The organism is Edaphobacter dinghuensis, assembly GCF_014640335.1.
Classification (GTDB): domain Bacteria; phylum Acidobacteriota; class Terriglobia; order Terriglobales; family Acidobacteriaceae; genus Edaphobacter; species Edaphobacter dinghuensis.
In genome coordinates this window covers 779,045-804,424 of record NZ_BMGT01000003.1, presented here as the reverse complement: position 1 = coordinate 804,424, position 25,380 = coordinate 779,045, and the positions used below count along the sequence as shown (strand labels likewise).

At 57.1% G+C, this 25,380-nt stretch carries 20 protein-coding genes; 8 read left to right on the top strand and 12 right to left on the bottom strand.

All coding sequences use genetic code 11. The features are described 5' to 3' along the window. Positions 1–62 precede the first annotated feature (62 nt). Positions 63–1,544, bottom strand: coding sequence for a YncE family protein (locus IEW09_RS15160; protein ID WP_229739348.1), 1,482 nt, complete (start codon positions 1,542–1,544; stop codon positions 63–65). A gap of 59 nt (positions 1,545–1,603) precedes the next feature. Here IEW09_RS15160 and IEW09_RS15155 point away from each other — a divergent pair, with 59 nt between their 5' ends. Further along, positions 1,604–2,434 carry a DUF92 domain-containing protein gene (locus IEW09_RS15155; RefSeq protein ID WP_188555024.1) on the top strand — a complete coding sequence of 277 codons (831 nt, stop codon included), beginning with the start codon at positions 1,604–1,606 and terminating at the stop codon, positions 2,432–2,434. A 109-nt stretch (positions 2,435–2,543) separates the two neighbouring features. On the opposite strand, the gene IEW09_RS15150 is transcribed toward IEW09_RS15155, so the two are convergent. Next, entirely contained in the window at positions 2,544–3,224 is a 681-nt protein-coding gene (locus IEW09_RS15150; RefSeq protein WP_188555023.1) for a YdcF family protein, read from the bottom strand. Positions 3,225–3,489: 265 nt separating this feature from the next. Next, positions 3,490–4,134 (bottom strand): L-threonylcarbamoyladenylate synthase, encoded by a 645-nt coding sequence (locus tag IEW09_RS15145; protein ID WP_188555022.1) that lies wholly within the window; start codon positions 4,132–4,134, stop codon positions 3,490–3,492. Positions 4,135–4,306: 172 nt separating this feature from the next. Here IEW09_RS15145 and IEW09_RS15140 point away from each other — a divergent pair, with 172 nt between their 5' ends. Together IEW09_RS15140 and IEW09_RS15135 are read left to right on the top strand one after the other, a co-directional pair. Next, positions 4,307–5,113: a TrmH family RNA methyltransferase gene (locus IEW09_RS15140; RefSeq protein WP_229739347.1), complete on the top strand. Its 807-nt coding sequence runs from the start codon at positions 4,307–4,309 to the stop codon at positions 5,111–5,113. After that, positions 5,110–6,447, top strand: a complete 1,338-nt coding sequence (locus IEW09_RS15135; protein WP_188555021.1) for a replication-associated recombination protein A — start codon at positions 5,110–5,112, stop codon at positions 6,445–6,447. Before IEW09_RS15140 ends, IEW09_RS15135 begins: the two co-directional genes overlap by 4 nt. A gap of 36 nt (positions 6,448–6,483) precedes the next feature. Here IEW09_RS15135 and IEW09_RS15130 read toward each other — a convergent pair whose 3' ends face one another. Beyond that, positions 6,484–6,789 carry a helix-turn-helix transcriptional regulator gene (locus IEW09_RS15130; protein ID WP_188555020.1) on the bottom strand — a complete coding sequence of 102 codons (306 nt, stop codon included), beginning with the start codon at positions 6,787–6,789 and terminating at the stop codon, positions 6,484–6,486. Further along, positions 6,765–7,211 (bottom strand): AraC family ligand binding domain-containing protein, encoded by a 447-nt coding sequence (locus IEW09_RS15125; protein WP_188555019.1) that lies wholly within the window; start codon positions 7,209–7,211, stop codon positions 6,765–6,767. The genes IEW09_RS15130 and IEW09_RS15125 overlap by 25 nt, the downstream gene beginning before the upstream one ends. Positions 7,212–7,493: 282 nt before the next feature. On the opposite strand from IEW09_RS15125, the gene IEW09_RS15120 reads away from it, so the two are divergent. The 3 genes from IEW09_RS15120 to IEW09_RS15110 all read left to right on the top strand — a co-directional run bounded on the left by IEW09_RS15120 (position 7,494) and on the right by IEW09_RS15110 (position 12,549). Beyond that, entirely contained in the window at positions 7,494–10,643 is a 3,150-nt protein-coding gene (locus IEW09_RS15120) for a glycosyl hydrolase (protein ID WP_188555018.1), read from the top strand. A 74-nt stretch (positions 10,644–10,717) separates the two neighbouring features. Next, positions 10,718–11,767, top strand: a complete 1,050-nt coding sequence (locus IEW09_RS15115) for a galactitol-1-phosphate 5-dehydrogenase (protein ID WP_188555017.1) — start codon at positions 10,718–10,720, stop codon at positions 11,765–11,767. Beyond that, positions 11,767–12,549 carry an SDR family NAD(P)-dependent oxidoreductase gene (locus tag IEW09_RS15110; RefSeq protein WP_188555016.1) on the top strand — a complete coding sequence of 261 codons (783 nt, stop codon included), beginning with the start codon at positions 11,767–11,769 and terminating at the stop codon, positions 12,547–12,549. Before IEW09_RS15115 ends, IEW09_RS15110 begins: the two co-directional genes overlap by 1 nt. A gap of 7 nt (positions 12,550–12,556) precedes the next feature. Here IEW09_RS15110 and IEW09_RS15105 read toward each other — a convergent pair whose 3' ends face one another. Both IEW09_RS15105 and IEW09_RS15100 read right to left on the bottom strand, forming a co-directional pair. After that, positions 12,557–13,795 (bottom strand): MFS transporter, encoded by a 1,239-nt coding sequence (locus tag IEW09_RS15105; protein ID WP_188555284.1) that lies wholly within the window; start codon positions 13,793–13,795, stop codon positions 12,557–12,559. Positions 13,796–14,016: 221 nt separating this feature from the next. Continuing rightward, on the bottom strand, positions 14,017–15,423 hold the full coding sequence (locus IEW09_RS15100) for an oligogalacturonate lyase family protein (RefSeq protein ID WP_188555015.1): 1,407 nt from the start codon (positions 15,421–15,423) through the stop codon (positions 14,017–14,019). Positions 15,424–15,645: 222 nt separating this feature from the next. On the opposite strand from IEW09_RS15100, the gene IEW09_RS15095 reads away from it, so the two are divergent. Beyond that, on the top strand, positions 15,646–16,725 hold the full coding sequence (locus tag IEW09_RS15095) for a radical SAM protein (protein ID WP_188555014.1): 1,080 nt from the start codon (positions 15,646–15,648) through the stop codon (positions 16,723–16,725). A gap of 24 nt (positions 16,726–16,749) precedes the next feature. On the opposite strand, the gene IEW09_RS15090 is transcribed toward IEW09_RS15095, so the two are convergent. The 4 genes from IEW09_RS15090 to IEW09_RS15075 form a co-directional block, all read right to left on the bottom strand. Further along, positions 16,750–18,813: a right-handed parallel beta-helix repeat-containing protein gene (locus IEW09_RS15090; RefSeq protein WP_188555013.1), complete on the bottom strand. Its 2,064-nt coding sequence runs from the start codon at positions 18,811–18,813 to the stop codon at positions 16,750–16,752. Beyond that, a complete protein-coding gene (locus IEW09_RS15085) occupies positions 18,813–21,287 on the bottom strand; it encodes a glycoside hydrolase family 31 protein (protein ID WP_188555012.1) in 2,475 nt (824 codons plus the stop codon). Before IEW09_RS15085 ends, IEW09_RS15090 begins: the two co-directional genes overlap by 1 nt. A gap of 17 nt (positions 21,288–21,304) precedes the next feature. After that, the gene (locus IEW09_RS15080; RefSeq protein ID WP_188555011.1) at positions 21,305–22,666 is read right to left on the bottom strand and encodes an MFS transporter; all 1,362 of its coding nucleotides are present in this window, start codon (positions 22,664–22,666) and stop codon (positions 21,305–21,307) included. A gap of 130 nt (positions 22,667–22,796) precedes the next feature. Continuing rightward, complete coding sequence (locus IEW09_RS15075; RefSeq protein WP_229739345.1) at positions 22,797–23,618, bottom strand: phytanoyl-CoA dioxygenase family protein; 822 nt, start codon at positions 23,616–23,618, stop codon at positions 22,797–22,799. 74 nt (positions 23,619–23,692) lie between these two features. Here IEW09_RS15075 and IEW09_RS15070 point away from each other — a divergent pair, with 74 nt between their 5' ends. Then, on the top strand, positions 23,693–24,520 hold the full coding sequence (locus IEW09_RS15070) for a helix-turn-helix domain-containing protein (RefSeq protein WP_188555009.1): 828 nt from the start codon (positions 23,693–23,695) through the stop codon (positions 24,518–24,520). Here the strand turns inward: IEW09_RS15070 and IEW09_RS15065 are convergent. Next, on the bottom strand, positions 24,517–25,374 hold the full coding sequence (locus IEW09_RS15065) for a sugar phosphate isomerase/epimerase family protein (RefSeq protein ID WP_229739344.1): 858 nt from the start codon (positions 25,372–25,374) through the stop codon (positions 24,517–24,519). The genes IEW09_RS15070 and IEW09_RS15065 overlap by 4 nt on opposite strands. Positions 25,375–25,380 lie beyond the last annotated feature (6 nt).

The following is a 25,380-nucleotide window of genomic DNA, read 5'->3' as shown; positions in this document are numbered from 1 at the left end:
TGGAATTGGCTGCCTCCGCTTAGCGAAGGCAGCCAATGGAACTGCTTAGAACAATCAGACAACTATGGAGCGGTGACGCGAACTGAGACGCCCTTGCCCTGCAGGGGGATGGTCGTGTCGATCGCGTCGACATCGGTGCGGATGATCGACATGTTGCTCGAATCGAGCGAGGTCACGTAGACCTTTCCAGCAGGCGTTCCGGTTGTGGCAGCGATCCAGGCCGGATGGCCGCAGACGGTCTTTGTAGTGGCCGTCGCGCAGGTCGAGCCGGTGGTTCCGGTATCGGGCAGGCTGGGGATGGTTGCGGTGACGGTGTTCGAGGTGAGATTGATCACCGAGACCGAGCAGGTTGTGCTTACGCCCGGAACTGCTGTCGCCGCACAGGGAAGGCTGGGATCGCCGGCGTTGGCAACATAGGCGCGGGTGCCATCCTGCAGAACGGCGACCATGACCGGGTTGATGCCGACAGGGACCGTCGCAAGGACTGTTCCGAACTGAGTCGAGTCGACCGGGTTGTTGGGGTCGCAGTTTGGATTGGTGGGCAGCGCGGTGGCCGAGCAGAGCGGGATGCTGATGATGCTGACCGTTCCCGGTGTGGTGCCGTTGCCGGCGTTGGCGACGACCAGCTCGTTGCGGGTAGGCGCAAAGTCAGCCCAGACTGGATTGGTGCCGACAGGGATGTACGTGTTGCCGGTGCCGGGGATGGTATCGAGCAGGTTGGTCTGCGCGTTGATGACGCTGACGGTGCCGTCACCCTTGTTCATGACGAAGACGCGCTTTGCATCTGCCGTCATGACGCCGTAAACCGGGTTTTTGCCGATCGCAATCGGCGTGGGCTCAAAGGTGTTGGTCGCGGTCTCGATGGTGTAGGCCTGACCGTTGCCGGAGCTGTCCGCACCAAGCGCATAGACACGAGGTGCGCCATTGATGCCGACCATATAGGTCCCGTTGGCAACCGGGCCAAACTCCTGGTTCAACTTCGGCGGCACTCCCGTAAGGTCCGCAACCGCAGATCTTCCCGGTTCGACAGCATAGGTGTGAGTGCTGAGAGGAAGGATGCTGACGGGGTTAGCGCCCGAGAGCAGCGTCGTCTGGTTGACGTTGGTGCTCAGCAACGAGGTCGAGATATCGAAGCTGTTGACGGTCGTGTCCCGATTGAGGGTATAGCCGGTGGTTCCGTCGCTGCTCAGCGCCAGGTAGTACGGATCGACCCCGATGGTGGCAGTGATCAGAACGGTGTCGCCCGAGAAGTCGACAAACGTTACCAGGCCCGGCGTGCTCGCTCCCGTTGTGGAGATAGCAACCGCATATTTGGTTGGCTGGGCACCGGGGCCGACGGGGTTGATCGCTGTGACCACCGGCCGATAGGTGTTGCCGCATCCGATAAGAGATGCCGATACGGCCGCTACCAGAGCGAACCTCAATGCGAACCGCGCTACAGACCGGGTAGGGTTCTGTCCGTGTGGCTGTGTGTTTGCTTCTGACTCAATTCTTGCTGAATGCAAAACTACTCCCGCCGTGATGCTGGTGTTGGCTATGCTCAAGGTCTGATTGTAAATCACCGGGGAGCATGTGGTTGTTGCCGGAGGAGGAAATGCAGAGAATGGAACCGCAAAAGGTGACCGTCGCAGGACGGGATCGACGGCAGAGCACGACGCTGGTGTGGGTGGCCGCTCCCCTGCTGGCGCTGGGCGCGGCGTGGCTGCCGCTGGAGGCTGCGGCGCGGGGACTCTCGCTGGGCCCGTGGATTGTGCCGCTACTGGTGAGCGTGGGCTTTGCTGTGCTGGTCTGGCTGCTGCGGGCGGCGACCGCTCCGGCGGCGGCGATTGGGCTGGTGATCTGCCTGGCGCTGGCCGAGCCGCGGCAGGCCGGGGCAAAGATCAACGCAGCAGCATTGACGGCGCTGGTTACGCTGTTTGTGCTGACATTTGCTGCCACGCGGTTTGGCCGGGCAAATAAGGAGTTGAAAAAGCTGGCCGAACGGCGCGGGGGCAGGCGCGCTTCGCAGATTGTGGCCAATCTTGGCGTGGCGGCGCTGTGCGCTGCGATGGGGTGGCATGGAGGCTGCATTGCCGCGTTGGCTGAGGCTGCGGCCGATACAGTGTCGTCTGAGATCGGGCAGGCGATTGGCGGGCGGGCGTGGATGATTACGACCGGACGCAGGGTTCAAACCGGCACCGACGGCGGCATCAGCGTGGCAGGAACAGTGGCAGGAGTGATAGCTGCCTCAGTGGTGGTGGGTGCGGGCGGGATAGGCGGTGCACTTGCCGCTCCGCAAGCGTTGCTGGTATTTGTCGCAGCTTGCGCGGGGTTGGCCTTCGACAGCGTGCTGGGGGCGACGGTGGAGCGCCGCGGCTGGCTGGGGAACGATCTGGTGAACTTCAGCTCGACGCTGTTTGCTGCTTTGATTGTGGTGGTGTGGGTGCTGATTTGAGGTTTTAGTGGAGGGGAAAAGCGAAATACAGGGGTCTCTCCACTGCGCTTCGCTCCGGTCGAGATGAAGTGGGTTCGAGGTTGGTAAGAAGAGTGCGTGAGCGCGGAGGTTATAGTTCGGATTTGCCTTCCAACCAGCTATGCAGCCATGCCGGGTCTGCGTGCATGCGCCAGGCGGTATAGCTGAGCATCTCGTGGAAGTAGCGCGTGGCCAGATCGAAGTTGCTGATGTGTCCGAGCATAGGGCGCGGCGAGGTATAGACGTGCAGCCCGGCGTCCTGACAGAGAGCGCGGATGCGGAAGAGATGAGTGCCGTCACTGACGACGACGATGTACTTGAGATTATTTTCGCGAGCGATGGAGGCGAGTCGATGCACCTGCTGCTCGGTGTCGGTGGAGCGGGTTTCGGCGATGATGTTGCCGAAGGGAATGCCGTTGGCGAGAAGATAGTCGCGGCCCACGCCGCCTTCGGTGTGGCCGGAGTCTTTGTCGCCGCCTCCCCCAAGCGTGATGACCAGAGGCGCAATCTGCTTGCGATAGAGCTCGACGGCGTGATCGAGGCGAGCGTGAAAGACCGGCGAAGGACGGCCGGAGTACTCTGCCGCGCCGAAGACGGCGATGGCATCCGCGGGCTGCGCCTGGTCTTCGGCTGCGACCTGCGAGATTTGTTGATAGACCCAGGCGAACCAGATGAGACCTACCAGCAGAAGAACGCCGAGGAGGCGGCGAAAAAAACTGCCGCCAGCAGAAGAGCGGCGCGATCGGCGTGAGTTGGAGGGGGAAGCCGTCATCGTGAGTGAAAGATGAGTCTACGGTAGATGGGGCTGGATGGGAAGATGTTTGGGTTGTAGTGTATTTGTTGGCTGCTTGTTAAGGATAAGAACAGGCAACGGCAACAGCGAAATACAGGGGTCTCTCCGCTGCGGCGGCAGAAGCGCCGCCTTCGGTCGAGATGACGTGCTTTTGTGGGCGATAAAGATCTGGCGACAAATATCTATCGGGTAGCTACCAGTAGCTGATGTGTATTAAGTGGTGGCTTAAATATTTTTTATGTTCTTAACGTTGCAGCGTCAGGGCGATCTCGTGAGTGGGGATTGCGCCTTCGCGAAGGATCATCCACGAGTTGCCGCCGCCGGAGAGATCGACGATGGTAGTGGGGATGGAGCGAGCGGTGGGGCCGCCGTCGACGATCAGCGGGATCTTGTCGCCGAGCTGTTCGAGCACGCAGTTGGCGTAGGTGCACTCGGGATAGCCGTGGAGGTTGGCCGAGGTTGCGGTGATGGGCAGGCCGAGACGGGCGACGACGGCGCGGGAGATGGCCGCTTCGGGAACGCGCAGCGCAACGTTTCCGGTGTTGGCAGTGACGCGGAGCGGAAGCTTGGAGCCTGCCTTGACGACGATGGTCAGCGGCCCGGGCCAGAATCTTTCTGCGAGGCGGTCGAAGGCGGAGTCGAGTTGGCGAGCGATCTCGTATGCCTGCGCGACCTCGGCGATGAGCAATGAGAGGGGCTTGTGGCGAGCGCGAGTTTTGAGCTCGTAGATACGGTCGACCGCTTTGAGGTTTACCGGATCGACGGCGAGGCCGTAAAAGGTGTCGGTGGGCAGAGCGACGACGTTGCCACGATAGAGGCTGGAGACGACCTGGCTGACCAGCTCCGGTTCAGGCTCGTCGGGGTGAATGCGAAGTGTCTGCGCCGTCAAATCTTGCTCCTGTGCCGTGGTTCAACTGCCTGGGGATGGTGAGACAACATAAAAAGCGGCAAACCTGCATCAGAATATCAGCATTGTCTTCTTCATTATGTAAGGACAGCTGTTTCATTCTGGGAGGACGGTCGCACTTCTCTGTGGATGCGAACAGCGTAAGATTTGCCTGATGCCCTTCTTCGAAAAAAACGCTACGGTCTCCGTCGTCTCCAGCCGCGCTAATGGCCGCGTCAAGCAGCTGCGTGCGGCGTTTGCCGGGCAGGCGCGACTGAGCGAAGGCATGGTGGCCATTGAGGGCGACCATCTGCTGGACGAGGCTCTACGTAGCGGCATGGTGTTGAAGACGGTATTTGTGAGCGAGCGCCGCGAGGTGCCGAAGAGTGTTCCGCGCGGCGTCGAGGTGTTGCGGTTGACGGACGAGGTCTTCGCGAGTGCGGTGGAGACGCGGTCTCCGCAGGGAGTGGCTGCGCTGATGGTGCCGCCGGTTGCGGCGATGGATGATGTGCTGCGAGGGACGCCGCTGATTCTGATTGCGGCAGGATTGCAGGACCCGGGAAATCTGGGGACGCTGGTTCGTTCGGCGGAGGCTTTTGGAGCGACGGGTGTGGTGGTGACTCCGGGGACAGTGAGCGCGTGGAACCAGAAGGCGTTGCGGGCGAGCGTGGGCAGCGTGTTTCGGATGCCGGTGGTTTCGGCGACGGCGGAAGAGATTGCCGGGTTGAAGGCGCGGGGTGTGAGGCTGCTGGCGACGGTGGGCTTCGAGGACGGCGAGACGGTTGCGGCACAGGAGATGGATTTTTCTACGGCGTGTGCGTTGATGATTGGTAACGAGGGCGCGGGGTTGGCGGCGGAGTGGATGGAGATGGCCGATGCGCGGGTAACGATTCCCTGCCCCGGGCCGGTAGAGAGTTTGAATGCGGCGATTGCGGGATCGCTGCTGCTGTATGAGGCTTCGCGGCAGAGGAGCGGACGATGAGTTTGTTCGATGCTTCGCCTATCTCCGCTGCGGCATCGCATGGACGACAGGCTCCGCTGGCGGAGAGGATGCGTCCGCAGACGCTGGATGAGTATGTCGGGCAGGAGCATCTGCTGGGACCGGGCAAGCCGTTGCGGCTGGCGATTGAAGCCGACGATGCTACGTCGATGATCTTCTGGGGGCCTCCGGGGACGGGCAAGACCACGCTGGCGAAGATCATTGCGCATATGACTTCGGCTAGCTTCATTGAGTTTTCGGCGGTGCTGTCGGGGATCAAAGAGATTAAGCAGGTGATGGCAGAGGCGGAGAAGGCTGCGGGTTATGGGTCGCGCACTATTTTGTTCGTCGATGAGATTCATCGCTTCAATAAGGCGCAGCAGGATGCTTTTCTGCCTTATGTGGAGCGCGGAACGATTCGACTGATCGGCGCGACAACGGAGAATCCTTCGTTTGAGATTATTGCCGCGCTGCTGTCGAGGTGCCGCGTCTACACGCTGCAGGCGCTGACCGAAGCGCAGATCGTCGCTCTGCTTCAGCGGGCACTGAGCGATGACAAGCGTGGGCTTGGTGGCTCTGGACTGACGGCGGATGAAGATGCGCTGGCGACGATTGCCTCTTATTCGAGCGGCGATGCGCGCAATGCGCTGAATGCGCTGGACGTGGCGGCAAAACTTGCAGAGGGGCGCAAGCAGCACGCGATCACGAAGGCGATTGCTTCGGAGGCGATGCAGCGGCGGGTGCTGCTGTATGACAAGAAGGGCGAGCAGCACTATGACATCATCTCGGCACTGCACAAGAGCGTGCGTAACTCCGATCCGGACGCCGCGCTTTACTGGCTGGGACGAATGCTCGAAGCGGGCGAAGACCCGATGTACTGTGCACGACGCATTGTGCGCATGGCGGTTGAAGACATTGGGCTGGCCGCTCCCGAGGCGCTGAACCTTTGCCTCTCTGCGAAAGATGCCATGCACTTTTTAGGACAGCCGGAGGGCGGGCTGGCGCTCGCGCAGGCTGTGGTGTACCTGGCGCTGGCTCCTAAGTCGAATGCAGTGTATGTAGCCTATGGCGCAGTGAAGGCCGACATCGAAGCGACTGCGGCAGAGCCGGTGCCGCTGCACCTGAGAAATGCTCCTACGAAACTGATGAAGGAACTCGACTATGGCAGGGACTATCAGTATGCGCACGATGTTGAGGGGCGCGTTGCTGATATGGAGTGCCTGCCTCCAAGCCTTACCGGACGACGATACTACCAGCCGACGAATGAAGGTCGAGAGAAGCTGCTGGCGCAGCGCATGGACGAGATTGCGCGGATCAAAGCGGCGAAGAGAAAATAGTTCGGCGCAGGTCTTCCGGGTTTTTACAAAGATTTTTTACCGCCCGCGAAACTGGCCTGGGGTATTGCCGGTCTGACGCTTGAAGATGCGGCAGAAGTATTGCTCGTCTTCGAAACCGCAGCGATAGCTGATCTCCTTGACGGTGAGGGTCGTGCTGCGCAGAAGCTCGCGGGCAGAGCTGACCTTGAGATGCAGGCGATATTGGTGCGGGCTCATGCCCGTATGCTCGCGGAACGTTCGGCGAAAGGTGGAGTAACTGATCTTCAGATCTTTCGCGAAGCCTTCGAGCGGCTTGTCTCGCGTCTCTTCCGCTGTCATCATCGCGCGCACGCGTTCGACCATCTGGCTGGTGCCCTGCGTGGCAGCAGAGAGTGGCTGCCCTGAGGAGCAGACGAGCGAAAGAAGAACGCTGGTGCGGCCAGCATGACCTGCTGCAATGCCGGAGTATTTTCCTTCGCGTTCTGGAAGAGATGGCCAAAGGTCGTCAGCATGATCTTTTCTTCACGAATGTGGGTGACAGGACTTTTTCTTGAAAAGAAACCCGCGCTGAAGATTCGCTTGATCGATTCACCGGAAAATCCAACCCAGTACTCGTGCCATCCTGTTGCGTCGTCGGGCTTGTAGCGGTGCCATTGATTGGGCGAGAGCAGCATGGCATCGCCAGCATGGACACGGATGGTCAGTTTGTCCGTCTCGAGCGTGCCAGCACCTTCAAAGATATAGACGATTTGGCACTCCGCCAGCTTGTTGGTTATTTTGTCCAATACTTTGGTCAGTATATGCACTTCCTTTTTGCTATTGCTTATCTATATCTTTGTGTTCGCAAGTTCGACAGAAGTGCAAATCGTGGAGGTTCTATGGATTTAAGAATGCGTATTCTTAGAAATAGTCTCTAGATTACTCTGACGCAGATCACGGCCCATATTAACTTTTAGTGCTGTTCAGCTTATGCGCTGCAGGTCAGTGATTGCTGTCCTGCAGCGCATAGTTTTTTCACACATTGCCTGACGATCCACAGGCATTATCACTTCAGAGAAAGACTCCGCATGACAGGTTCCCGGCATACCGTAACGCGACAGCTTGCACTTGCACTTGCACTTGCTTTTACCTCGCTGCCTCTCGCAGCGGCATACAGCCAGCCTGCGAAGAGTACCCGTAGTGTGCCGGAGAGACTCGGCAGTGTCTCAAGCGATTCATTGGTTCGCGGCTTTCAGAGCCCTCCCGCACCGGCGCGACTGCGCTGCTACTGGTGGTGGCTCAACGGCCACACGACGAAGGCAACCATCACACGCGATCTGACCGAGATGAAGAAAAAAGGTTATGGCGGAGTTTTGCTGGTCGATGCCAATGGAGCCAATCAAGGTGGCAATGACAATGTGCCTCCTGGTCCGGAGTTTGGCTCGCCCGCATGGAAGGAGTTGTATGTTCATGCTCTGCGCGTTGCGAACCAGCTTGGGCTGGAGGTAACGCTCAATATCACCAGCGGCTGGAACCTCGGAGGGCCGCAGGTGAAGCCGGAGGATGCATCAAAGCTTCTGACCTGGTCGCGAACGACGGTTCGCCCGGACGCAGCTGGAATTATTCGGCTAGATCAGCCTAAAGAGAAGAATGGCTTTTATCGTCAGATATCTGTACTTGCATATCCTCTGCACAAGGGAGCTGCGCTGGCCAGTGCGCCCGGAGATAGCCGCAAGCCGATGACTCGTCTTGCGCTGAAGTCAGCGGCTGCCGAAGATGGGTTTTCGATGCCTGATCTAAGCTCGCTGCTAACCGAGACTGCACCAACCAGCTCGGATCAGGATGCTGACTTCGCGAAAGTTGAGGTGCAGGATATCTCTGATAAGGTCGACGCCGACGGCACTCTGCACTGGGCTCCGCCTTCCGATAGCCCTTATAGCTGGGAGGTTCTACGCATTGGCTATACGGATTCGGACGCGCGTGTCTCCACATCGAGCGGCGCATGGCAGGGCCTTGCCATCGACTACCTCGATACCACGGCACTCGACCATTACTGGGACAGGGCTGTTCTTCCGCTGCTTACCGGTGCTGCTGCTCCCTATGTCGGGAAGAGTTTGAAATATGTGGCGACCGATAGCTGGGAGCTTGGCGGCACAAATTGGACAGGGCGGTTTCGCGAAGAGTTTCGCCGCCGCCGTGGGTATGATCCTGTGCCTTATCTTCCCATCGTTGCTGGACGCATCATCGGCAGCCGTGAGTTGAGCAACCGCTTTCTCGCCGACCTTCGCCGCACCGTAGCCGATCTGGTGAACACGCATTATGACCATATGGCTGAACGTGCCAAACAGTTTGGCCTCGGCATTCAATGCGAGTCCGGCGGACCGCACAGCGCGCCCATTGATGCGCTCGAGACCTTTCAGCGAAGCGCCGTTCCGCAGACGGAGTACTGGGCGATGTCGCCCCAGCACCGGTCGGCTGATACGGACCGCTACTTCGTCAAGGAGGCGGCCAGCGCCGCGCATATCTATGGGCGACCCTTTTCTGCCGCCGAAGGAATGACCTCGATCGGCAACCAGTGGAACGAGTCGATCGGGATGAACCTGAAGCCTTCGTTCGATCAGGCGCTAACCGAAGGGCTGAATCGCCTGGTGTGGCATGCATTCACCTCGTCGCCTCCTGAACTTGGACTGCCCGGGCAGGAGTACTTTGCCGGAACGCACCTCAATCCTAACGTTACCTGGTGGCGCGACGCCGGGCCATTCTTCCTTTATCTCAATCGCTCGCAGTTCCTGATGCAACAGGGTAATCCCGTCAATGATGTCCTCTACTATTACGGCGACAATGTTCCCAACTTTGTTCGCTTGAAGCGTGATGATCCAGCCAGAGTGCTGCCGGGTTATGACTACGACGTCACCAGCACGGATGCGCTGCTTGGACGCATGCTGACCGGCTCGGGCGATCTGCACACGCCGGAGGGCATCCACTATCGCGCACTAGTTCTGCCACACTCGCGCATCCTTCCACTGGCAGTGCTCGAACTGGCACAGCACTACGTTGAAGGTGGAGGGACTTTGATTGGCCTGCGCCCTCTGCACAGCCAGGGCATCGTCTCAGAGTCGGACGCAGCACGGTTCTCTGCAATTGCCGATACGCTCTGGACGCCGTGCGAGCAGAGTGCAGAGCATCGCAGCAAAACCGGTAAGGGACAGCTCTTTTGTACCGACAATGCTCATGCGGCCATGCAGCAACTTGGCGTGCTGCCCGACTTTGATGCAGCTACTCCAGAGCAGACCGCGTCGCTCGATTATGTGCATCGCGCTACTGCCGGTGCCGACATCTACTTCATCCGCAACCGTCAGCCCAAGCCGTTACAGGCAACCGTTACTTTGCGCGTAGGCAGGAAGCAGCCGGAGTTGTTCGATGCAGTCACCGGCGAGACGCATCCTAGTCTGCTCTTCGCGTCGACGACCGATGGCAGAACGGCTATACCGCTCTCGTTGCGAGCCTACGGCTCCATCTTCATCGTCTTCCGCCATTCGGCTCGAGACAGCATCATTCGCATTCAACATAACGGCACTACGGTTTACGATGCGGCCCATGCCAGCGAGACTGCGCTTCCCTTCCACCTCGCGGCACAAGAGGATGGAGGCGGCGAGCTTCTTACAACGGCTGATCCCGGCAGCTACGAGATTGCCTTTGCCGATGGTAAGACGAAACGGCTCGCCACGGATGCAGCAGCAGCGATCGCTGTGCGTGGACCATGGACGCTGAGTTTTCCGCCTGACTGGGGTGCGCCACCGCAGGTGAAGGTCGACCGCCTTCAGTCTTGGACTGAGTTCAAGGATCCCGGCATTCGCTATTTTTCGGGCACAGCCACTTATCGCACGACGCTTCATCTGAGCGCCGCTCAGCTCGCCGCCACCCACACTACATGGCTTAATCTGGGCGAGGTACATGAAGTCGCTTCGATCCGCATTAACGGCAAGCCTGCGGGAATACTCTGGAAACAGCCGTTTGCGATACGCGTCGATACCCTGCTGCACGCAGGAGACAACGTCATCGAAGTTGATGTCACTAATCTCTGGCCCAACCGGTTGATCGGCGATGCACAATCCAGCACGGGCAAGCATTACACATGGACGAATATCCGCAAGTACACCAGCGACTCGCCGCTGCTACCCTCCGGTCTTATTGGGCCAGTCACTCTGGAGCCGGTGTATCGGCTCTCGCTCAGGTAGAACCTGCTCTATGGAACAGGTTCTACGAATCTATTGAAGAACGTTGTACCTTTATCGGAGAGGCTTAAATCACGATGAAGGCTTTGCTGCTCTCCGAGTACAAAAATCTTGAACTTCAGGACCTGCCGGCACCTGTTCCCGGCCCCGACGATGTTCTTGTGCAGGTAGCTGCATGCGGCATCTGCGGCAGCGATGTGCATGGATACGACGGCTCTACCGGGCGACGGATTCCGCCGATCGTCATGGGCCACGAGGCAGCGGGCATCGTGTCTGCTGTGGGCTCTGCCGTCAGCAAGTTTGCCAAGGGCGACCGCGTCACCTTTGACTCGACCGTCTATTGCGGAGCGTGCGACTTCTGCCAGCGAGGCGAGGTAAATCTCTGCGATAACCGTCAGGTGGTGGGTGTCTCCTGCGGCGAGTTTCGTCGGCATGGCGCATTCGCGGAGTATGTCACGGTGCCTGAGCGGATTCTGTATCCGTTGCCCTCTGAGTTGTCGTTTGCTGAGGCGGCTATGCTTGAGGCTGTTTCCGTGGCGCTTCACGGAGTGCATGTCTCGGAGATGAAGGGCGGAGAGACGGCGCTGGTTATTGGGGCGGGAATGATTGGGCTGCTGCTGTTGCAGGCGGCTCGCGCGGCTGGTTGCTCTCGCGTCCTGATTGCGGATGTCGACGCCACTCGCCTGAAGCTTGCAGCCGATCTTGGCGCGGACAAGACGCTTCTGCTCTCCGGGCCTGAGTTGCTTGACGAGATTATGCGGCTAACCGATGGGCGCGGAGTTGATGTTGTGCTGGAGGCAGTGGGCCGCAATGAGACCGTCAGCTCCGCAATTGACTGTGTTCGCAAGGGTGGTACGGTGACACTCGTAGGAAATATCACGCCACAGGTCACTATCCACTTGCAGAAGGTTGTCTCGCGGCAGATACGCCTGCAAGGCTCGTGCGCGTCGTCGGGTGAATACCCGGAGGCGATGCAGTTAATTGCTGAAGGAAAGATCAAAGTTGGCCCACTGATTACTGCTGTTGCTCCCTTGACCGATGGCCCTGAATGGTTCAAACGCCTGTATGCGCGTGAACCGAACCTGATGAAGATTGTTCTTGATCCACGTGAAGGTGCAGCGAAATAATGACCAACCCTCTCTTCGATTTAAGCGGGCAAACCGCTCTTGTTACCGGGGCCAGCCGTGGCCTTGGACAGATCTTCGCACGTGCGCTCGCACATGCCGGAGCAGACCTGATTCTCACCAGCAGGAGTCGTGACGACCTCTCAGATTTTGTAACTGAGATAGAAGCAATTGGGCGGAAGGCTACACCGATTGCTCTGGATGTACGCGATCAGGGCAGCATCGAGCGTATGGCGGCGGAGGCGGAGGCAGTGTGCGGCCAGATTCATATTCTGGTCAACAATGCCGGATGCAATGTGCGCAAACCGGCCCTGGACGTAACGTGGGATGACTGGAACCTGATCCTCGATACGAACCTTCGCGGCAGTTTTTTTGTAGCGCAGCAGATGGCGCGCAGGATGGTGCCGCATGGATACGGGCGCATCATCAATATTGGTTCTGTCACCAGCGTTTTTGGGTACGCGGGGCTGGCTCCCTATGGCGCGAGTCGCGGCGGTATCAAACAACTTACGATGAGCCTTGCGGATGACTGGGGCAAATATGGCATTACAGTAAATTGCCTGGCACCGGGCTGGTTTCATACCAAGCAGAACACGGTGCTCTACCAGAGTGAGAAGTGGGTCGAATATCTGAAGGACCGCATTCCGGTGAAACGGCCGGGCGAGCCGCGCGATCTTGAGAGCGCCGTAGTATTTTTGGCCGCGGAATCGAGCCGCTATATCACCGGACAGACGCTTCTGATTGATGGTGGCATCTCAACTGGAGCTATGCGCGCAACCGTGTAGCTGCGGGTTATGCGGCAGGTTGGGTCTCTGGCGGCATGGGCTCGATTTTGCCCAGCATAAAGATGTATGCCGCTATGCCAATGAGCAGATATACCGCCGACACGCCGAAGGCCCAGGCAAACGATCGCGTTGCCGCCACAACATAGCCGGTGATGATCGGCGCACAAATGCCGGATATCTGATTCGAGAAATTCATGATGCCGCCCACCTTGCCGACACTGTGGCGTGGCGCGATGAGCGATGGAATCGACCAGCCGACCGGAGCCGCAGCCGAGAGGCCTCCGATGGAGATGCTGATCCAGAGCAACGCTCGCGCAGGTGTGTGGGCATGGGCAGCGCCGATGATGCCGAGACCGAGAGCGGTGCCGCCGATCAGAACGATCTTGCGAACAAGGTTCGCGTTCACCCCTCGTTGAATTAGCCCATCGACCAGCCAGCCGCCTACGATCAGATCGGCGGCAGTTGCTACTAGCCATGGCACCCCGGTATAGAGGAAGGAGTGCAGGAGATCGATGTGCAGGGCGGAGGAGAGATAGCTGGGCAACCAGGTCAGCAGCAGATAAAAGACATAGTTGTAGGAGCCGAAGCCCAGTACCATTGCAAGAACTTTTCGTTGTCGCAGCAGAAAGCCGAGGGATGCGTTGCCACGCAGACGGTCATCGACAACTTCGGGCTCTGCGTCATCGGCGATGTGTCGCCGTTCAGCATCGGTTAGCTTCGGATCGTCGTTTGGGTCACGATAGATCTTCCAAAAGAAGAGGAAATAAATAAGGCTGACGATTCCGGTGATGGCAAAGCTCCATCGCCAGCCCACCTTTAACAGCAGGATGCCGATGATAGGCACGCCGATAGCGGAAGAAAATTTTGCGGCAGAGTCGAAGATGGCTGTGGCAAAGCAGCGCTCTTTCGCTGGAAACCAATAGCCGATGGCCTTTGCGTTCGCAGGAAAGGTAGGGGCTTCGCCAACGCCCAACAGTAGCCGGGCTGCGAAGAAGCCTCCTAAATTTGGCGTAATTGCTGCGCCGAAGGAGGCGATGCCCCACAGAAATGTTCCGATAAGACCGACACGGCGAATGCCGAATTTGTCGAGCAAGACACCGATGGGCAACTGGAACATGGCGTAGGTCCAGTTATAGGCACCGGAGAGATAGCCGAAGGTGACTGCCGAGATGCCGAAGGTTGTGATGAGAGCCTGGTGCGAGACTGACAGGTTTACGCGGTCAAAGTAGTTGACCAGAACGCCTATCCCTAACAACCAGGCGATGCGCCAGCGGCGACGCTGTACGTGGGTTTCTTCGCTCGATGTGGCTGTGTGTTGCAGTTGAGCAGTCCGATCGTAGTTGAATGACAGCCTGCCCAGATTACACGAAATGTACGATCCTGCTCTTTTGAGGAGATGCAGGACCGACTAAATTTAAAACTCCCCGAGGCATAACAGTCCTGCATCGGGGAGTTCGATAGTCCAGACTATCTGGGGGCCGCTGACGACGCGTGTAATGGCGTTGGATCGACGGGGTTGAACTTCTTTGCCAGTCGCGGCGTGGAGTGAATCTCCGATGCCAGTGGATTGACAGCTTTAGCAACCTCAACACCGAACACGTAGCTGTCGCCAAACATGTTGCTGGTAAAGATCACCATCTTCTTGTCCGGAGAGAAGCGAACATTCGGCTCGAGACGATAGTTGTGATGGGACATGTTCACGAGATGCTCGGCATGAAAGACGCCGGGCTGCCAGAAGTCCGGCTCGTTGATGCCGTCGACCTTCAACATCTGAGGATGGAACAGCTCAATCCATTCTCCGTCCGGGGCTTTGGCCACTTGGCCTGGATCGCCACCGTCGCCGGTGAAGAGGTCGAGATCCTTGGTAAGGTTGAAGTGAATCGACCACTCGTTGCGCTGCATATGGAAGGCAGTCCGCTTATGTGTCTCAAGGTTGTAGCCGGCGAGAAAGAAGTCCTCACCTTTGGGATACTGCCAGTCGTACCAGATCGTCTGACCATCAAGTCCCCAGAACTCGTGACCGGCGATCTCCATTGCCATGGTGCGTTTGTGGATCAGCGTATTGTGCGTGCCGTCGGTGTGGATCATCCAGATGCGGTCGACCTTTTGCCACGGGCCTTCGTGGCAATACATCAGCAGGGTCGGGTCGCTGGGCGAAAAGAGCAGATGGTTGATCCAGTCGGTGCTGTGCAGCAGCGTGGTCATCTTTCCTGTCTGGAGGTTGATGGTGAATAGCACCAGTGGCAGATGCGCAGCGAGTCGTCTCTCCATCATCTCGCCCTTGTTCTGCGGCTGAACGAGAAAGCCGGGCTTCACTCCCGAAGGGTTCACGCGATGTTCTCCGTAGTCTTCGCCTTTGCCTTCAATATAGGTGCCTGCGGCCAGGGTCTCATCGGCGTTGACTGTGACCACACTTGCACGAGGCGGCAGCGCTACGAGCTTCTTGATTGCGCCGGTGTATACATTCGCGGAGTAGACCGAGCTGGTTTTGGTCGCGGGATCAAACTTCGAGAAGAAGACGCTTGGCGTCTTTTTGCCAACGACGATGGCATGTACTCCGGAGCGAAATGCGCTGGCTCCATCTGCATTTGCGGGACGCGGCGGATTAGGAACCAGCAGCTTGGACGTGCGTGTGGCCAGGTCGAATACGTGGATTCCATCGGGAGCGTTGTAGACCATCTCCTTACCATCGGGGGTATAGGCGTTGACGTTGAAGTAGAAGCCCGACGAGCCGGGTTCATTGGTTAGACGGAAGACGCGATGGCCGGTGTCCTTATCGACCCACGTAGTGGGAAGATTTTCTGCCAGTACGAATGGGGCTATAACCGCGGTGAGTGTGAAGGCAGCCAGAAGATTACGGGCAAAACGATACATCAGGAATGCTCCTTTTTTGCGATCGAACACTCAAGGGCGCTCGATGTGACGAGACGGACAGCCGGAAGATTTACGCGAGAGATTTATACACCCCGCAATATGCAATTGGGAAATAGTTCCTTACTGGAATTCATTGACGTGAGCCTAGCGCTGAAAGTTTCGCGATCCCGTTCGATTTACCGCCAGTTCACTCCTCTGTCGCAACGGCCATACAATGAAGTTATGGGTAACGCAGTAGCGATTGACAACAGCCTTGCAGCGATTGCCGCCAAGGTAGACAAAGGCATTCGCATTGATGCCGAAGATGCTCGCTGGCTGTGGAAGAATGCCTCCGACTCCGATCTGTGCTCACTGGCGAGCACGGTCCGCAATCGGTTCCATGCGCCGAATGCCTGCACGTACATGGTGATGCGCATCGTCAACTACACGAATGTCTGTGTCGCTCAGTGCGACTACTGCGCCTTCTACAAACTGCCGGGTGCCAGTGGCGGTTACGTGCTGAGCCAGGAAGAGGTCTTCGCAAAGCTGGATGAATTGCTCGCGCTTGGCGGAGACCTTGCTGCTTTTAACGGGGGCTTCAATCCTCAGCTTCCACTTGACTATTACTGCGACCTGTTTGCTTCGATTCGAGAGCGTTATGGCGACTCCATTGAGTTTTATGCGCTTACTATTGCCGAATTTCTTTACCTTGCAGACCATGCAAAGCTAAGCCTTCCCGAAGCTGCCGCTCGTCTGAAGGCAGCAGGTGTGCGCTGGATTACCGGTGGCGGCTCCGAGATTCTTACCGAAGACTTTCGCGCGCGCCATTCCAAGTTCAAATACACCGTTGCCGAATACTTTCAGGCACAGCGGGCGATCGTGGAGGCTGGCTTGAAGACGACGGCAACCATGGTCATCGGCTTCGATGAGACGCTGGATGAGCGTCTTGAGCATCTGGAGCGTACTCGTAATTTTCAGGATGAGACCGGAGGCCTTGCCAGCTTTCTCTGCTGGACCTTCAAGCCTTACTTCACACAGATTGGCGGCATTGAGATTACAACCGCTGAGTATCTGCGGCATCTCGCTCTGAGCAGAATTTATCTGGACAACATTCCGCGCATTCGAACATCAGTGCTTACCCAAAATGAACGAGCGCTCGATGGGTTGCGATTTGGCGCGGACGATTTTGACCTTCCCATCGAAGATGAGGTTACCCAGAAGGCCGGAGCGACGATCAACCTCGACTTTGAGCGCATCCTGAATTATGCAAGCGAACTGGGCTTCACTCCTGAATACAGACACGTCGCCGGATCGCCTGCATAGCAGGTAGCCGCTCTTTGTACGAGATCATTTATCCGCCGAACGAGTGTTTTTCGTTCGTTGCCCATCAGCCTCGATTGCATTCACTATCGGCGCGAACTCGGGCTCGATCCCGGCATTCTTCATTACCTCCTGAGCGTCCGCAGGCCACTTTCCATCCGTAATCAGGTGGTCGTCGACGATCAGGTTGTCCTGGTAGTTGGTCCACAGACCGCCAATCTTTGTTCCGTCGTGCCAATTGCTAACAGCCCTGTTGTTGGGAGAGATGCGCATGGGATAGGCAGAATGCACCGTATTAACGTTCAACCACTCACTCCCCGCATCCTGCACGACATTGCGGCGCACCGTGATGTAGCGCGATCCTTCGTCGAGGTAGAGGCCGATCAGCGCATTGTTGTCGAAGATGTAGTTTTCCGTAATCAACGTGCCGGGGCTGGCTGAGAGATTGTAGATCGCGCCGCCATCGTGGAATAACTTTTTGGCTCCATGAATCCTATTGCTGGCGACTATTACATCCCGATGCGTCGTTGGCGTTTCGTACACAAGGTTCTGCTTCCAGTCGTATCCGTGCATGCGGAAACGATAGTTCGGATTACCACCGGGGTCCTGGATCCCCCATCCATAGCCGATATCGATCGCATCGTACGGCACGTTGGAGATATCGTTATGCAGAATCGCTGCACCCAAATCATATGTGCTCAGGATCGCGCTGTTGTCGGAGTAATCCTTGCTCACCGATTCGATTCGGTTGCTGCGGACGATGAGCTGACGATTGATCTGGTGCAGATCGCGTGGGTGATGCGCATCGCGCTGGACTCCACCGGCCAGGATTGCTCCGCCAGCGTCTTCTTTGAAGACATTGGCCTCGATCACAATGTCGCCTGTCGCAAGTCCGATGCCGGAGAGGGTGGCGTCGTCGTCATTCCCTACCCCAAGCGCGTACTGACCGAGATGCGAGAACTCATCTCCCTCAAAGGTAATCTGTTGTGCGGCAGAGACCTGAACTGCCGCGGGCATCTGATGCCACTCGTTGCGCATGCTCTCAAACGCCGTGCATCCCTGCGCGCAGGTCTTGATGGGGTCGGCAGGATAAGCCTCTGCGATGCCTGCCAGATATGAGCCGCTCTGTTGACTCGCATATCCTTCGTTGCCCGAGGGACCAGTCCAACTCGTATAAGAGAACTGAATTCCTCGAAACGCCAGATTTTGAATCGGCTCACTCAACGTGCCACTAATTGAGACGAGTGCAGCAACTCGCGGTAGCTCTACGTCCATGGTGGCGATATCAGTGCCCTTTGGCGGCAACAGGTAAAGCTTTCCTTTCTCGGGATCGAGAAACCAATCTCCGGGCTTCGAGATCAGTTGCGGCGCGTTGGTTAGATAGAGGTGCGAAAGCTCTGGGTGGAATGGCTTCTCCACCGTGTCATAGCCCCACAAATTGTTATCCCATGCTGGTTGCCGCATCACGAGCCGTTCACTCTCGACACGCTCCACCGGCGACACTCGCGCAGTAAAGAAGCCTGTAGCCCGCAGCTCGAGACGATGCTCATCTTTGAGCTTCTCAAGAGGGTTGGCTATACCGGCTCTGAGCACCATGCCCTGCCTGGTAAATGTCCAGTCGCTACGTCGTAACTCCATCGACGCCATCGGCTCCATCTGATCATTCACCCACAACTGACGTGTATCGATGCCTACAGGAACATCGGCCACATAAATCTTGCGGGTAGCGTCCCACATCTGCCAACCCTCAACACGCATTGCACCGCTGATGATCGGATGCGCTCCTTCGGCTGCTCGCCATTCAACTTTATGTTCGTTCTGGCCGCCATCCTGTGTGCGAAACAGCAGCGGGTGTTCAACACGATAAATACCATCAGCGATCTGAACGACAACATCGTGCGCGCTATTCACCTGCCGCACTGCGGCCTGCGCCCGCTGCAAGGTGCGAAATGGGTGCGCCACACTTCCATCGGATGCATCGTCGCCCTTTGGCGAGACTGCGATGACCACAGCATCGGCGTCATTCTTTGCGGCAACAGCGTGCCATCCTGTAGTGCCCAGCAGTACGGTCATCAATAAAAGCCGACGCATCAATTTTCCCTTTCGCCCAACTGCACCCGCACTTCTTCACCGGTGTAACGTAGCGCGCGCTCGTAACGGCCTTCCGGCCCAAAGAACACAATGCGGTAATTCCGTCCCTCCATCATGCCAGCAAAGCTGCCTTCTCGTTTCTTGATTACAAGCTCTGCCTGACGTTGATGCCATCGCATGCGAATAAATGCGTGCTCTCCGCGCTCATATCCGTAACCGTCTCCCGCATCTTCGTAGAGATCAAACTGCGCATCTGCACCTGTGTAAACATGTATCTCATATGGAGCATCGCGCACCTCATCGGTATATTGCATCACTTCTGTCATCGGAAGAATCGAGCCGGCGCGCGCGAACAGCGGTATCCGATCAATGGGACTACCGACAACAATAGTTTGACCACCTTCGTAGATTGCTCCGTTCCAGAAGTCAAACCAACTTGCTCCTTCAGGAAGATAGACTGGTCGTGTCTTCGGCTCTTCAGCCAGAGGTTGCGATCCTGGCCCAAAGTACATCGGACAGACAACCGGGCAGACCATGAGCGAACGGCCAAACATGTACTCATCCATAATGTTGTGGGTCTGAGCATCTTTCGGGAACTCCAATGCCAGTGCTCTTACCATCGCTGTGCCGTCAAACGTGATAGCCGCCGCCATCGAGTAGAGGTAAGGTATCAATCGGTATCGTAGACGGATACACGCCGCAATTGCATCGTAGAAGATCGAACCTGCGTCTCCGAAGCGCCATATCTCACGGGCGACATCAGTGCCGTGCGATCGCATCATCGGAAGAAACGCCGCATACTGCAACCACCGCGTGTATAACTCCCAGAATCCCTTATCCGTCGAGCCAGAGTCTTTCGGGTCCGGTTCGAGTGCATCCATTGCCGTCAATCCGCGGCATCCGCCCGGATACTCTCCACGCCAGAACCAAAGCTCCGGCTTGTTGTCAACAAAGAATCCACCTGCATCGACGGTCCAATAAGCCTCACCGGTGGCGCAGAAATTTACTCCCTCGGGAATGCACCGTCGCAACGTCTCCCATGTGGCGCACACATCGCCGTTCCACGTAAATGTTCCGTAGCGATGCTGTCCTGCATAAGAGGATCGCGTAAGGTTCAATACACGCTTCGCGCTTTCGGTACGACGCTGTCCTTCATAGATGCCCTGCGAGTGCAGCAGTGAGTAAGCATTGATCTCTCCCGCATCCAGATAGAGCTTCGACTCCTGGGTATTGATCGCCAGCCGCAGATGAGGCTCCGGCTTCACCGCACCCGACCAGTCCGCTTCGAAGGGTTCCGTACAGTCACACCACCAGGCATCCACACCATTTGAGAACAGGCCGCGTCGGGCCTGCTCCCAATAGCATGTGCGGGCTTCAGCACGAAAGGCATCGTAGGTAGCTTGATTACCGAGCATTAGTCCCTTGCCAATCAATTCGCGTTGATTCTTGCAACCGCCAGTCATGATCGGCCAGATCGAAACCATCAGTCTCGCACCAAGCTCATGCAGCTTACGAGTAAAGCCAGCGGCATCCGGAAATCTGATCGGATCGAATGATTTCTGTCCCCATCCAGCGTCGTTCGGCCATGACTTCCAATCAAGCACGATGCAATCGAGCGGCACCTCTCGACGACGATGCTCCTCAACCACCTGCAGCATCTCCTCGGCGGTAACGTAGCGCTCCTTTGACTGCACATACCCAAACGCCCACTTAGGCGGCAGTGGAGTAACGCCGGTGAGCTTGCGATAGCCGCGCATCACCTCATCAAAGTCTTCACCGGCGATTACGTAATAATCCAGCTCCTCCACGACATCGGCCCACCAGTATGATCCCAATGCATCATCATGAAACGTCATCAACGAGCAACAGTCCATGAGCACGCCATAACCTCGCGTCGAGACCAGATGAGGCACAACGGCCTTCATATTCTGCTGATACAACTCCCGCGAGCGTCCGCGCAGATTGCTGTAGCCCTCCTCATGGGAGCCGAGACCAAACAGTGCTTCACCTTCTGAAAATACAAACTCCAGTTTCGCTTCAAAGGCTTCGCGATCGACGATCGTCTCATAATTTGTCGCTGAGGATCTTGCTCCGTCGATGCTTTGCATCTGAAGAGCCGAGGAGTTATCAAACACATTTTTTATAACCTTCTTTGACGTGAGCCATTTTCCTCCTCGCTCCGGCTCACGAAACAGCAGCCTCCCCCCTGGAGTAAAGAAGGAGAGCGCTCCAGCCTTTTTGCTGACGTGGACTACTAAACCGGAGCTCTCGATAACCCATTTCTCTGTATATTCACGCAGATCGAATGCGATGCGTTCGCTCGCGGTTACTACGATTCGGCTTGGATGATCAGCAAAGTCTCTGTGCTCGGTATAGGTAATTCGTGCAATCCCAGCAGCTGCAAAAACGACGCGTAGGCGCTGCCCAGCACGCTGAAAAACGATCGCCTCTGCCTGTTTTTCTATCTGAAACATTCTCTGTCCACTCGCACTTAAATGCTGCTGCTCATTATCGCTGTTGCTCTTCTGCGCTCTTCCAATTCGTGGCGAATACTAGGTTCCAGGCGCTCGTAGCGGTAATAAAACATCACAGGCACCGCCGCAATCACATAAGCAACGGCTGGCAGCCAGACACAACTGATCACAATTCCTTGAATCGAACGCGCACTTTGCGCCACGTTCGGCACGTATGCGAATGCGGACAGTATCCAGGCAGGCAGCGCTCCTCCCAATCCGCTTCCAGCCTTCAGACAGAACGCCGCACCGATCGCCGTGAGCAAGCCTGCGGCACGAACGCCACTCTTCCACTCCCCATAGTCGACGCTATCGGAGAGCAGCGAAAACGGCATTGCCATCGCAACCCCGCTCACCAGAAAACCCAGCGCCCAACCTGTCATCACAATCTCGACACAATGGCTCCGAACGCCCACAGCTACTACAAGCTGCGCGAGGGCAGAGGTCACCAGTCCCAATACCCAAACCGTGCGCTTGGACACCATGCGACAGAACTGTGGCAGCAAAAGAATACTCGCCAGTGAAATCAGATCGAAGCTATTCGCCACCGAAACCAGGTCCGTACGATGCATCACATATTGAAAGAAAAATGGCGCGGCAGAGATGCGGGCAATAAAGGCGATCCAGAAAAACAAGCTGCTCAGAAAGATGATCAACCATGGGGCATTGCCCTTCAGCGCACAAAGGCTCTGCTTCACCGATAGCCGCTTTCTGTCGTCTGCCACCGTCTCGCGCAGATTACGAAATGCTGTCAGATACAGCACGACACTCCCGATCGCATATAGCAGCATCACGAATACAAATCCCTTGCGATCGTTGCCATGCCCCAACCGCATTACCAGCCATAGCACCGTAAGGTTCACAAAGAGTACGCCGAGTTTCGACCCAACCATTCTGTAGCTAGTCAGCACCAGTCGCTCATGCGAATCGGGTGTGAGTGATGAAAGGATCGCAGTCACTGGCGTATTGATGCCCGTGTACAGAATGCTGCAGGCCATATAGGTAACAGCTGCGTAGATAATCTTTGCCGTCGGCCCAAAGTTCGGCGTGATGAACATCAACGCCCCTGCCAGAGCAAACGGTACGCACAGCCAGAGAAACCAGGGTCTACTTTTTCCCCAACGGCTATGCGTCTTCTCAAAGACGATGCCCCATAACGGCGCATCCAGCGCGTCCACACAGCGTGCGACCAACAGAATCGATCCGGCCGCGACCACAGGGATCCCGTAGACGTCGGTATAAAACTTCAGCAGATAAAACGAGATGACGCAGAAGATCAACTGGCCCGCGACTTCGCTCGACATATAGCTAAGCCGCGTTGTAAGCGCTCTTTTGCTCATCGGATCCTGTACTTTTTGTGAATCGTTCCGCTAATGCCCAACCGACATCTCTCTTACCTGAAGCGCAAAGAGCAGTAGGCTGCCAGCCGCGCTGCCGCAGCCTACTGCATCAGACCATCGCCAAGCTACTTTAGGCAACGCTCTCTTTTTTTGTCTCCGGAAAAGGCCCGAACCGCTCTGCCGCATCTTCAGCATGGCTATAGATGTTCTTTCCATCCTTCAGAAATGGCGTGGCCATCGCCCAAGGCTTTCCATCCGGACGATCGATGGGCTTTGCACTGTATTGCGGCAGATAGATGCGCCGCATGCGCTCCGTCTGGTTGGGCCCACTGCGGTGAAATACAAAGCTATCGAACGCCACAATGCTGCCCGCAGGCACAATCACAGGATCGCCGGGGTCGCTGCCGGTATAGCCGATCAGGTCATTCGTTCCATCTTCCTTTGTATGGTTAATGATCCTGGACTTCGTGCCGCCACGCGAGTGTGGCAGCAGGTACACGGTTCCATTCTCTTCGCTGACGTCATCGAGCGTGCACCAGCAGGTCACATAAGGCTTGTGCTCCGTGGTCGGGTTATACCATTTTACGTAGCCGCTATCCTGGTGCCAGGCAAACTTCATTCCCTGCTCCGCGCCTTTCACTACCCACTGTTCGTGGAACAGATAAGCCTCATCGCCTACAGTGGCGCGCGCCACCTCTGCCATCAGATCACTAAAGATGAATTGCCATAGCCGATTGCTCAGCCTGTAGCGGTTGTTGATGAAGTATCGCTTTCCTCGGTGGCTGATGTTCTCGGTCTGAACACCCTTCGCGTCCATAATCGAGTCGTAGTAGCCCAGGTAGTAGGAGCATTCTTCACGCAGCATCTCAAGCATCGCCGGCGGAATCACGCCCGGCAGGATCATGTAGCCTTCAGTACGGTAGAGTTCACGCTGCTGGTCAGTAATCTTCATGCCTGAAACTTTAGCCCATCGCCCTAACGAATGGCTTCTCATTTCCGTCCAACTTGTTATCATTTTTTGTCGCCATGTTGCAGCGCCTCAATCTTCCTCCCAAACTCGACGGCATGGCCTGGCGCTATGCCAACCCTGCGGGGGCCAACCGGCGTCACCACCACGCCGAGCTCGAGCTGAACCTCGTCACCCGAGGCACCGGGACTTATCTACTCAATAACCTCCGTTACCAGATTCGTCGTGGCGATCTTCTCTGGCTCTTTCCTGCACAGGAACACGTGCTGATTGAACAGACTCCCGACTTCCAGATGTGGATCGTCGTCTTCAAACGCCGCGCCATCAAGCGCCATGCTACCGATGCTGCCTCACGCTCGCTTCTGCAGAAATCGTTGGCTGCCGACGCCTGCCGTCGTCTCAAACAACAGGACATCGCTCACTTCGAAGAGATCTTCAGCAACCTTTCCACGGCCACCGCTGAACCAGGGCTGCTCAATGCGGGGCTGGCCTATGCTCTGCTTCACAGCTGGAAGTGCTTCCAGAGCGCTGGAGAGGTCTCTGCACGCAATATTCATCCCGCCGTCGAGCGCGCAGCGCATCTGATTCTGCATAACTCCGCAGCGCATAACCTCGACGATCTGGCCCATCGTGTCGGGCTTAGCCCCGCACGCCTCAGCCGCCTCTTCAAGCAGCAGACAGGCCTCTCTATCGTTGACTTTCGCAACCGGCAACGCATGCAGCGCTTTCTCGAGCAATACGACGCGCAGCGCCAGACCGGCCACGCACCTACTCTTCTCGAAGCCGCCTTCGAAGCAGGCTTCGGCAGCTATCCACAGTTCCATCGCGTCTTTCGTCAACTCGCCGGATGCTCTCCGGCCGAGTATCAGAGGCGACACAATCTTTAGCTTCGCTCTAAGACTCGCTGCCACATCTTCTCGATCTCCGCACGCAGTACCTTCGCGTCCTCCCAGCTATTGGGGAACGTGGAGAGCGCATATCCGCCTTCTACTGGCCCAAGCTCCGGACAGATGAAGATCTCTCGGCCGCCTTCAGGATTTCCGGCGAGCCAGCACTCCAGCACGGCCTCGGCAAACGGTATCCAGTTCAGAACCTCCTGCGTTAGCTCGCCTCTACTGTTCGTAATCGGAACCTGGACGTGATGCCCGTTGAACGGGCGGAAGTGAAACTGCTGTGCATTCTGCACCAGCTCCGGCCGAACCAGCAGCCGCTCTACAAAGTTCTCCGGCACAAGGTGTTTGACGACTGCAAAGTGCGAAAAATCCCAGGAGATCGGCAGCGGCTCGCCGGTTGCTCGCTCATACGCGTCAGCCAGCGCGTACATCTTCTCGGGAGTCTCGGTGCAAGTTCCTCGATGTGTCTCAATCGCGGGGAGTAAGCCCTCCCGTTTTGCCTCGGCCATCAGCGCCAGCGTCAGCTCCAACGCTTGCGGGGTTAGCATCTCGTCGCTTGCAAGCTGAACATTTACATGTAACGCACCGAAGCGCTTCAGGTCCTGCACAATCTCGGGAAAAGCACCCGCATCCCCGGACGCCATCCCCCCCACAAAGATCAGCCCTCGCCGTTTCGCTCCCTCCCACAGTTCGCGGCTCGGCGCCCAACAGACGCCATCAAATCCCGCATCGCGGATTGCATCGAGCTTCTTGTCCAACGTCCATTCATTTTCCGCTGTAGGATGCTCCGTCAACGTCCAAAGATTCGCTATATGCTTCAAAACAGGCTTCATCAAGACCTCTTCCACGTCTGG

Excerpts from the sequence above, each read along its gene's own strand:
- IEW09_RS15155 (WP_188555024.1), top strand. The coding sequence starts at position 1,604 with ATGGAACCGCAAAAGGTGACCGTCGCAGGACGGGATCGACGGCAGAGC.
- IEW09_RS15150 (WP_188555023.1), bottom strand. The coding sequence starts at position 3,224 with ATGACGGCTTCCCCCTCCAACTCACGCCGATCGCGCCGCTCTTCTGCT.
- IEW09_RS15140 (WP_229739347.1), top strand. The coding sequence starts at position 4,307 with ATGCCCTTCTTCGAAAAAAACGCTACGGTCTCCGTCGTCTCCAGCCGC.
- IEW09_RS15135 (WP_188555021.1), top strand. The coding sequence starts at position 5,110 with ATGAGTTTGTTCGATGCTTCGCCTATCTCCGCTGCGGCATCGCATGGA.
- IEW09_RS15130 (WP_188555020.1), bottom strand. The coding sequence starts at position 6,789 with ATGGTCGAACGCGTGCGCGCGATGATGACAGCGGAAGAGACGCGAGAC.
- IEW09_RS15120 (WP_188555018.1), top strand. The coding sequence starts at position 7,494 with ATGACAGGTTCCCGGCATACCGTAACGCGACAGCTTGCACTTGCACTT.
- IEW09_RS15115 (WP_188555017.1), top strand. The coding sequence starts at position 10,718 with ATGAAGGCTTTGCTGCTCTCCGAGTACAAAAATCTTGAACTTCAGGAC.
- IEW09_RS15110 (WP_188555016.1), top strand. The coding sequence starts at position 11,767 with ATGACCAACCCTCTCTTCGATTTAAGCGGGCAAACCGCTCTTGTTACC.
- IEW09_RS15100 (WP_188555015.1), bottom strand. The coding sequence starts at position 15,423 with ATGTATCGTTTTGCCCGTAATCTTCTGGCTGCCTTCACACTCACCGCG.
- IEW09_RS15095 (WP_188555014.1), top strand. The coding sequence starts at position 15,646 with ATGGGTAACGCAGTAGCGATTGACAACAGCCTTGCAGCGATTGCCGCC.
- IEW09_RS15090 (WP_188555013.1), bottom strand. The coding sequence starts at position 18,813 with ATGCGTCGGCTTTTATTGATGACCGTACTGCTGGGCACTACAGGATGG.
- IEW09_RS15085 (WP_188555012.1), bottom strand. The coding sequence starts at position 21,287 with ATGTTTCAGATAGAAAAACAGGCAGAGGCGATCGTTTTTCAGCGTGCT.
- IEW09_RS15080 (WP_188555011.1), bottom strand. The coding sequence starts at position 22,666 with ATGAGCAAAAGAGCGCTTACAACGCGGCTTAGCTATATGTCGAGCGAA.
- IEW09_RS15075 (WP_229739345.1), bottom strand. The coding sequence starts at position 23,618 with ATGAAGATTACTGACCAGCAGCGTGAACTCTACCGTACTGAAGGCTAC.
- IEW09_RS15070 (WP_188555009.1), top strand. The coding sequence starts at position 23,693 with ATGTTGCAGCGCCTCAATCTTCCTCCCAAACTCGACGGCATGGCCTGG.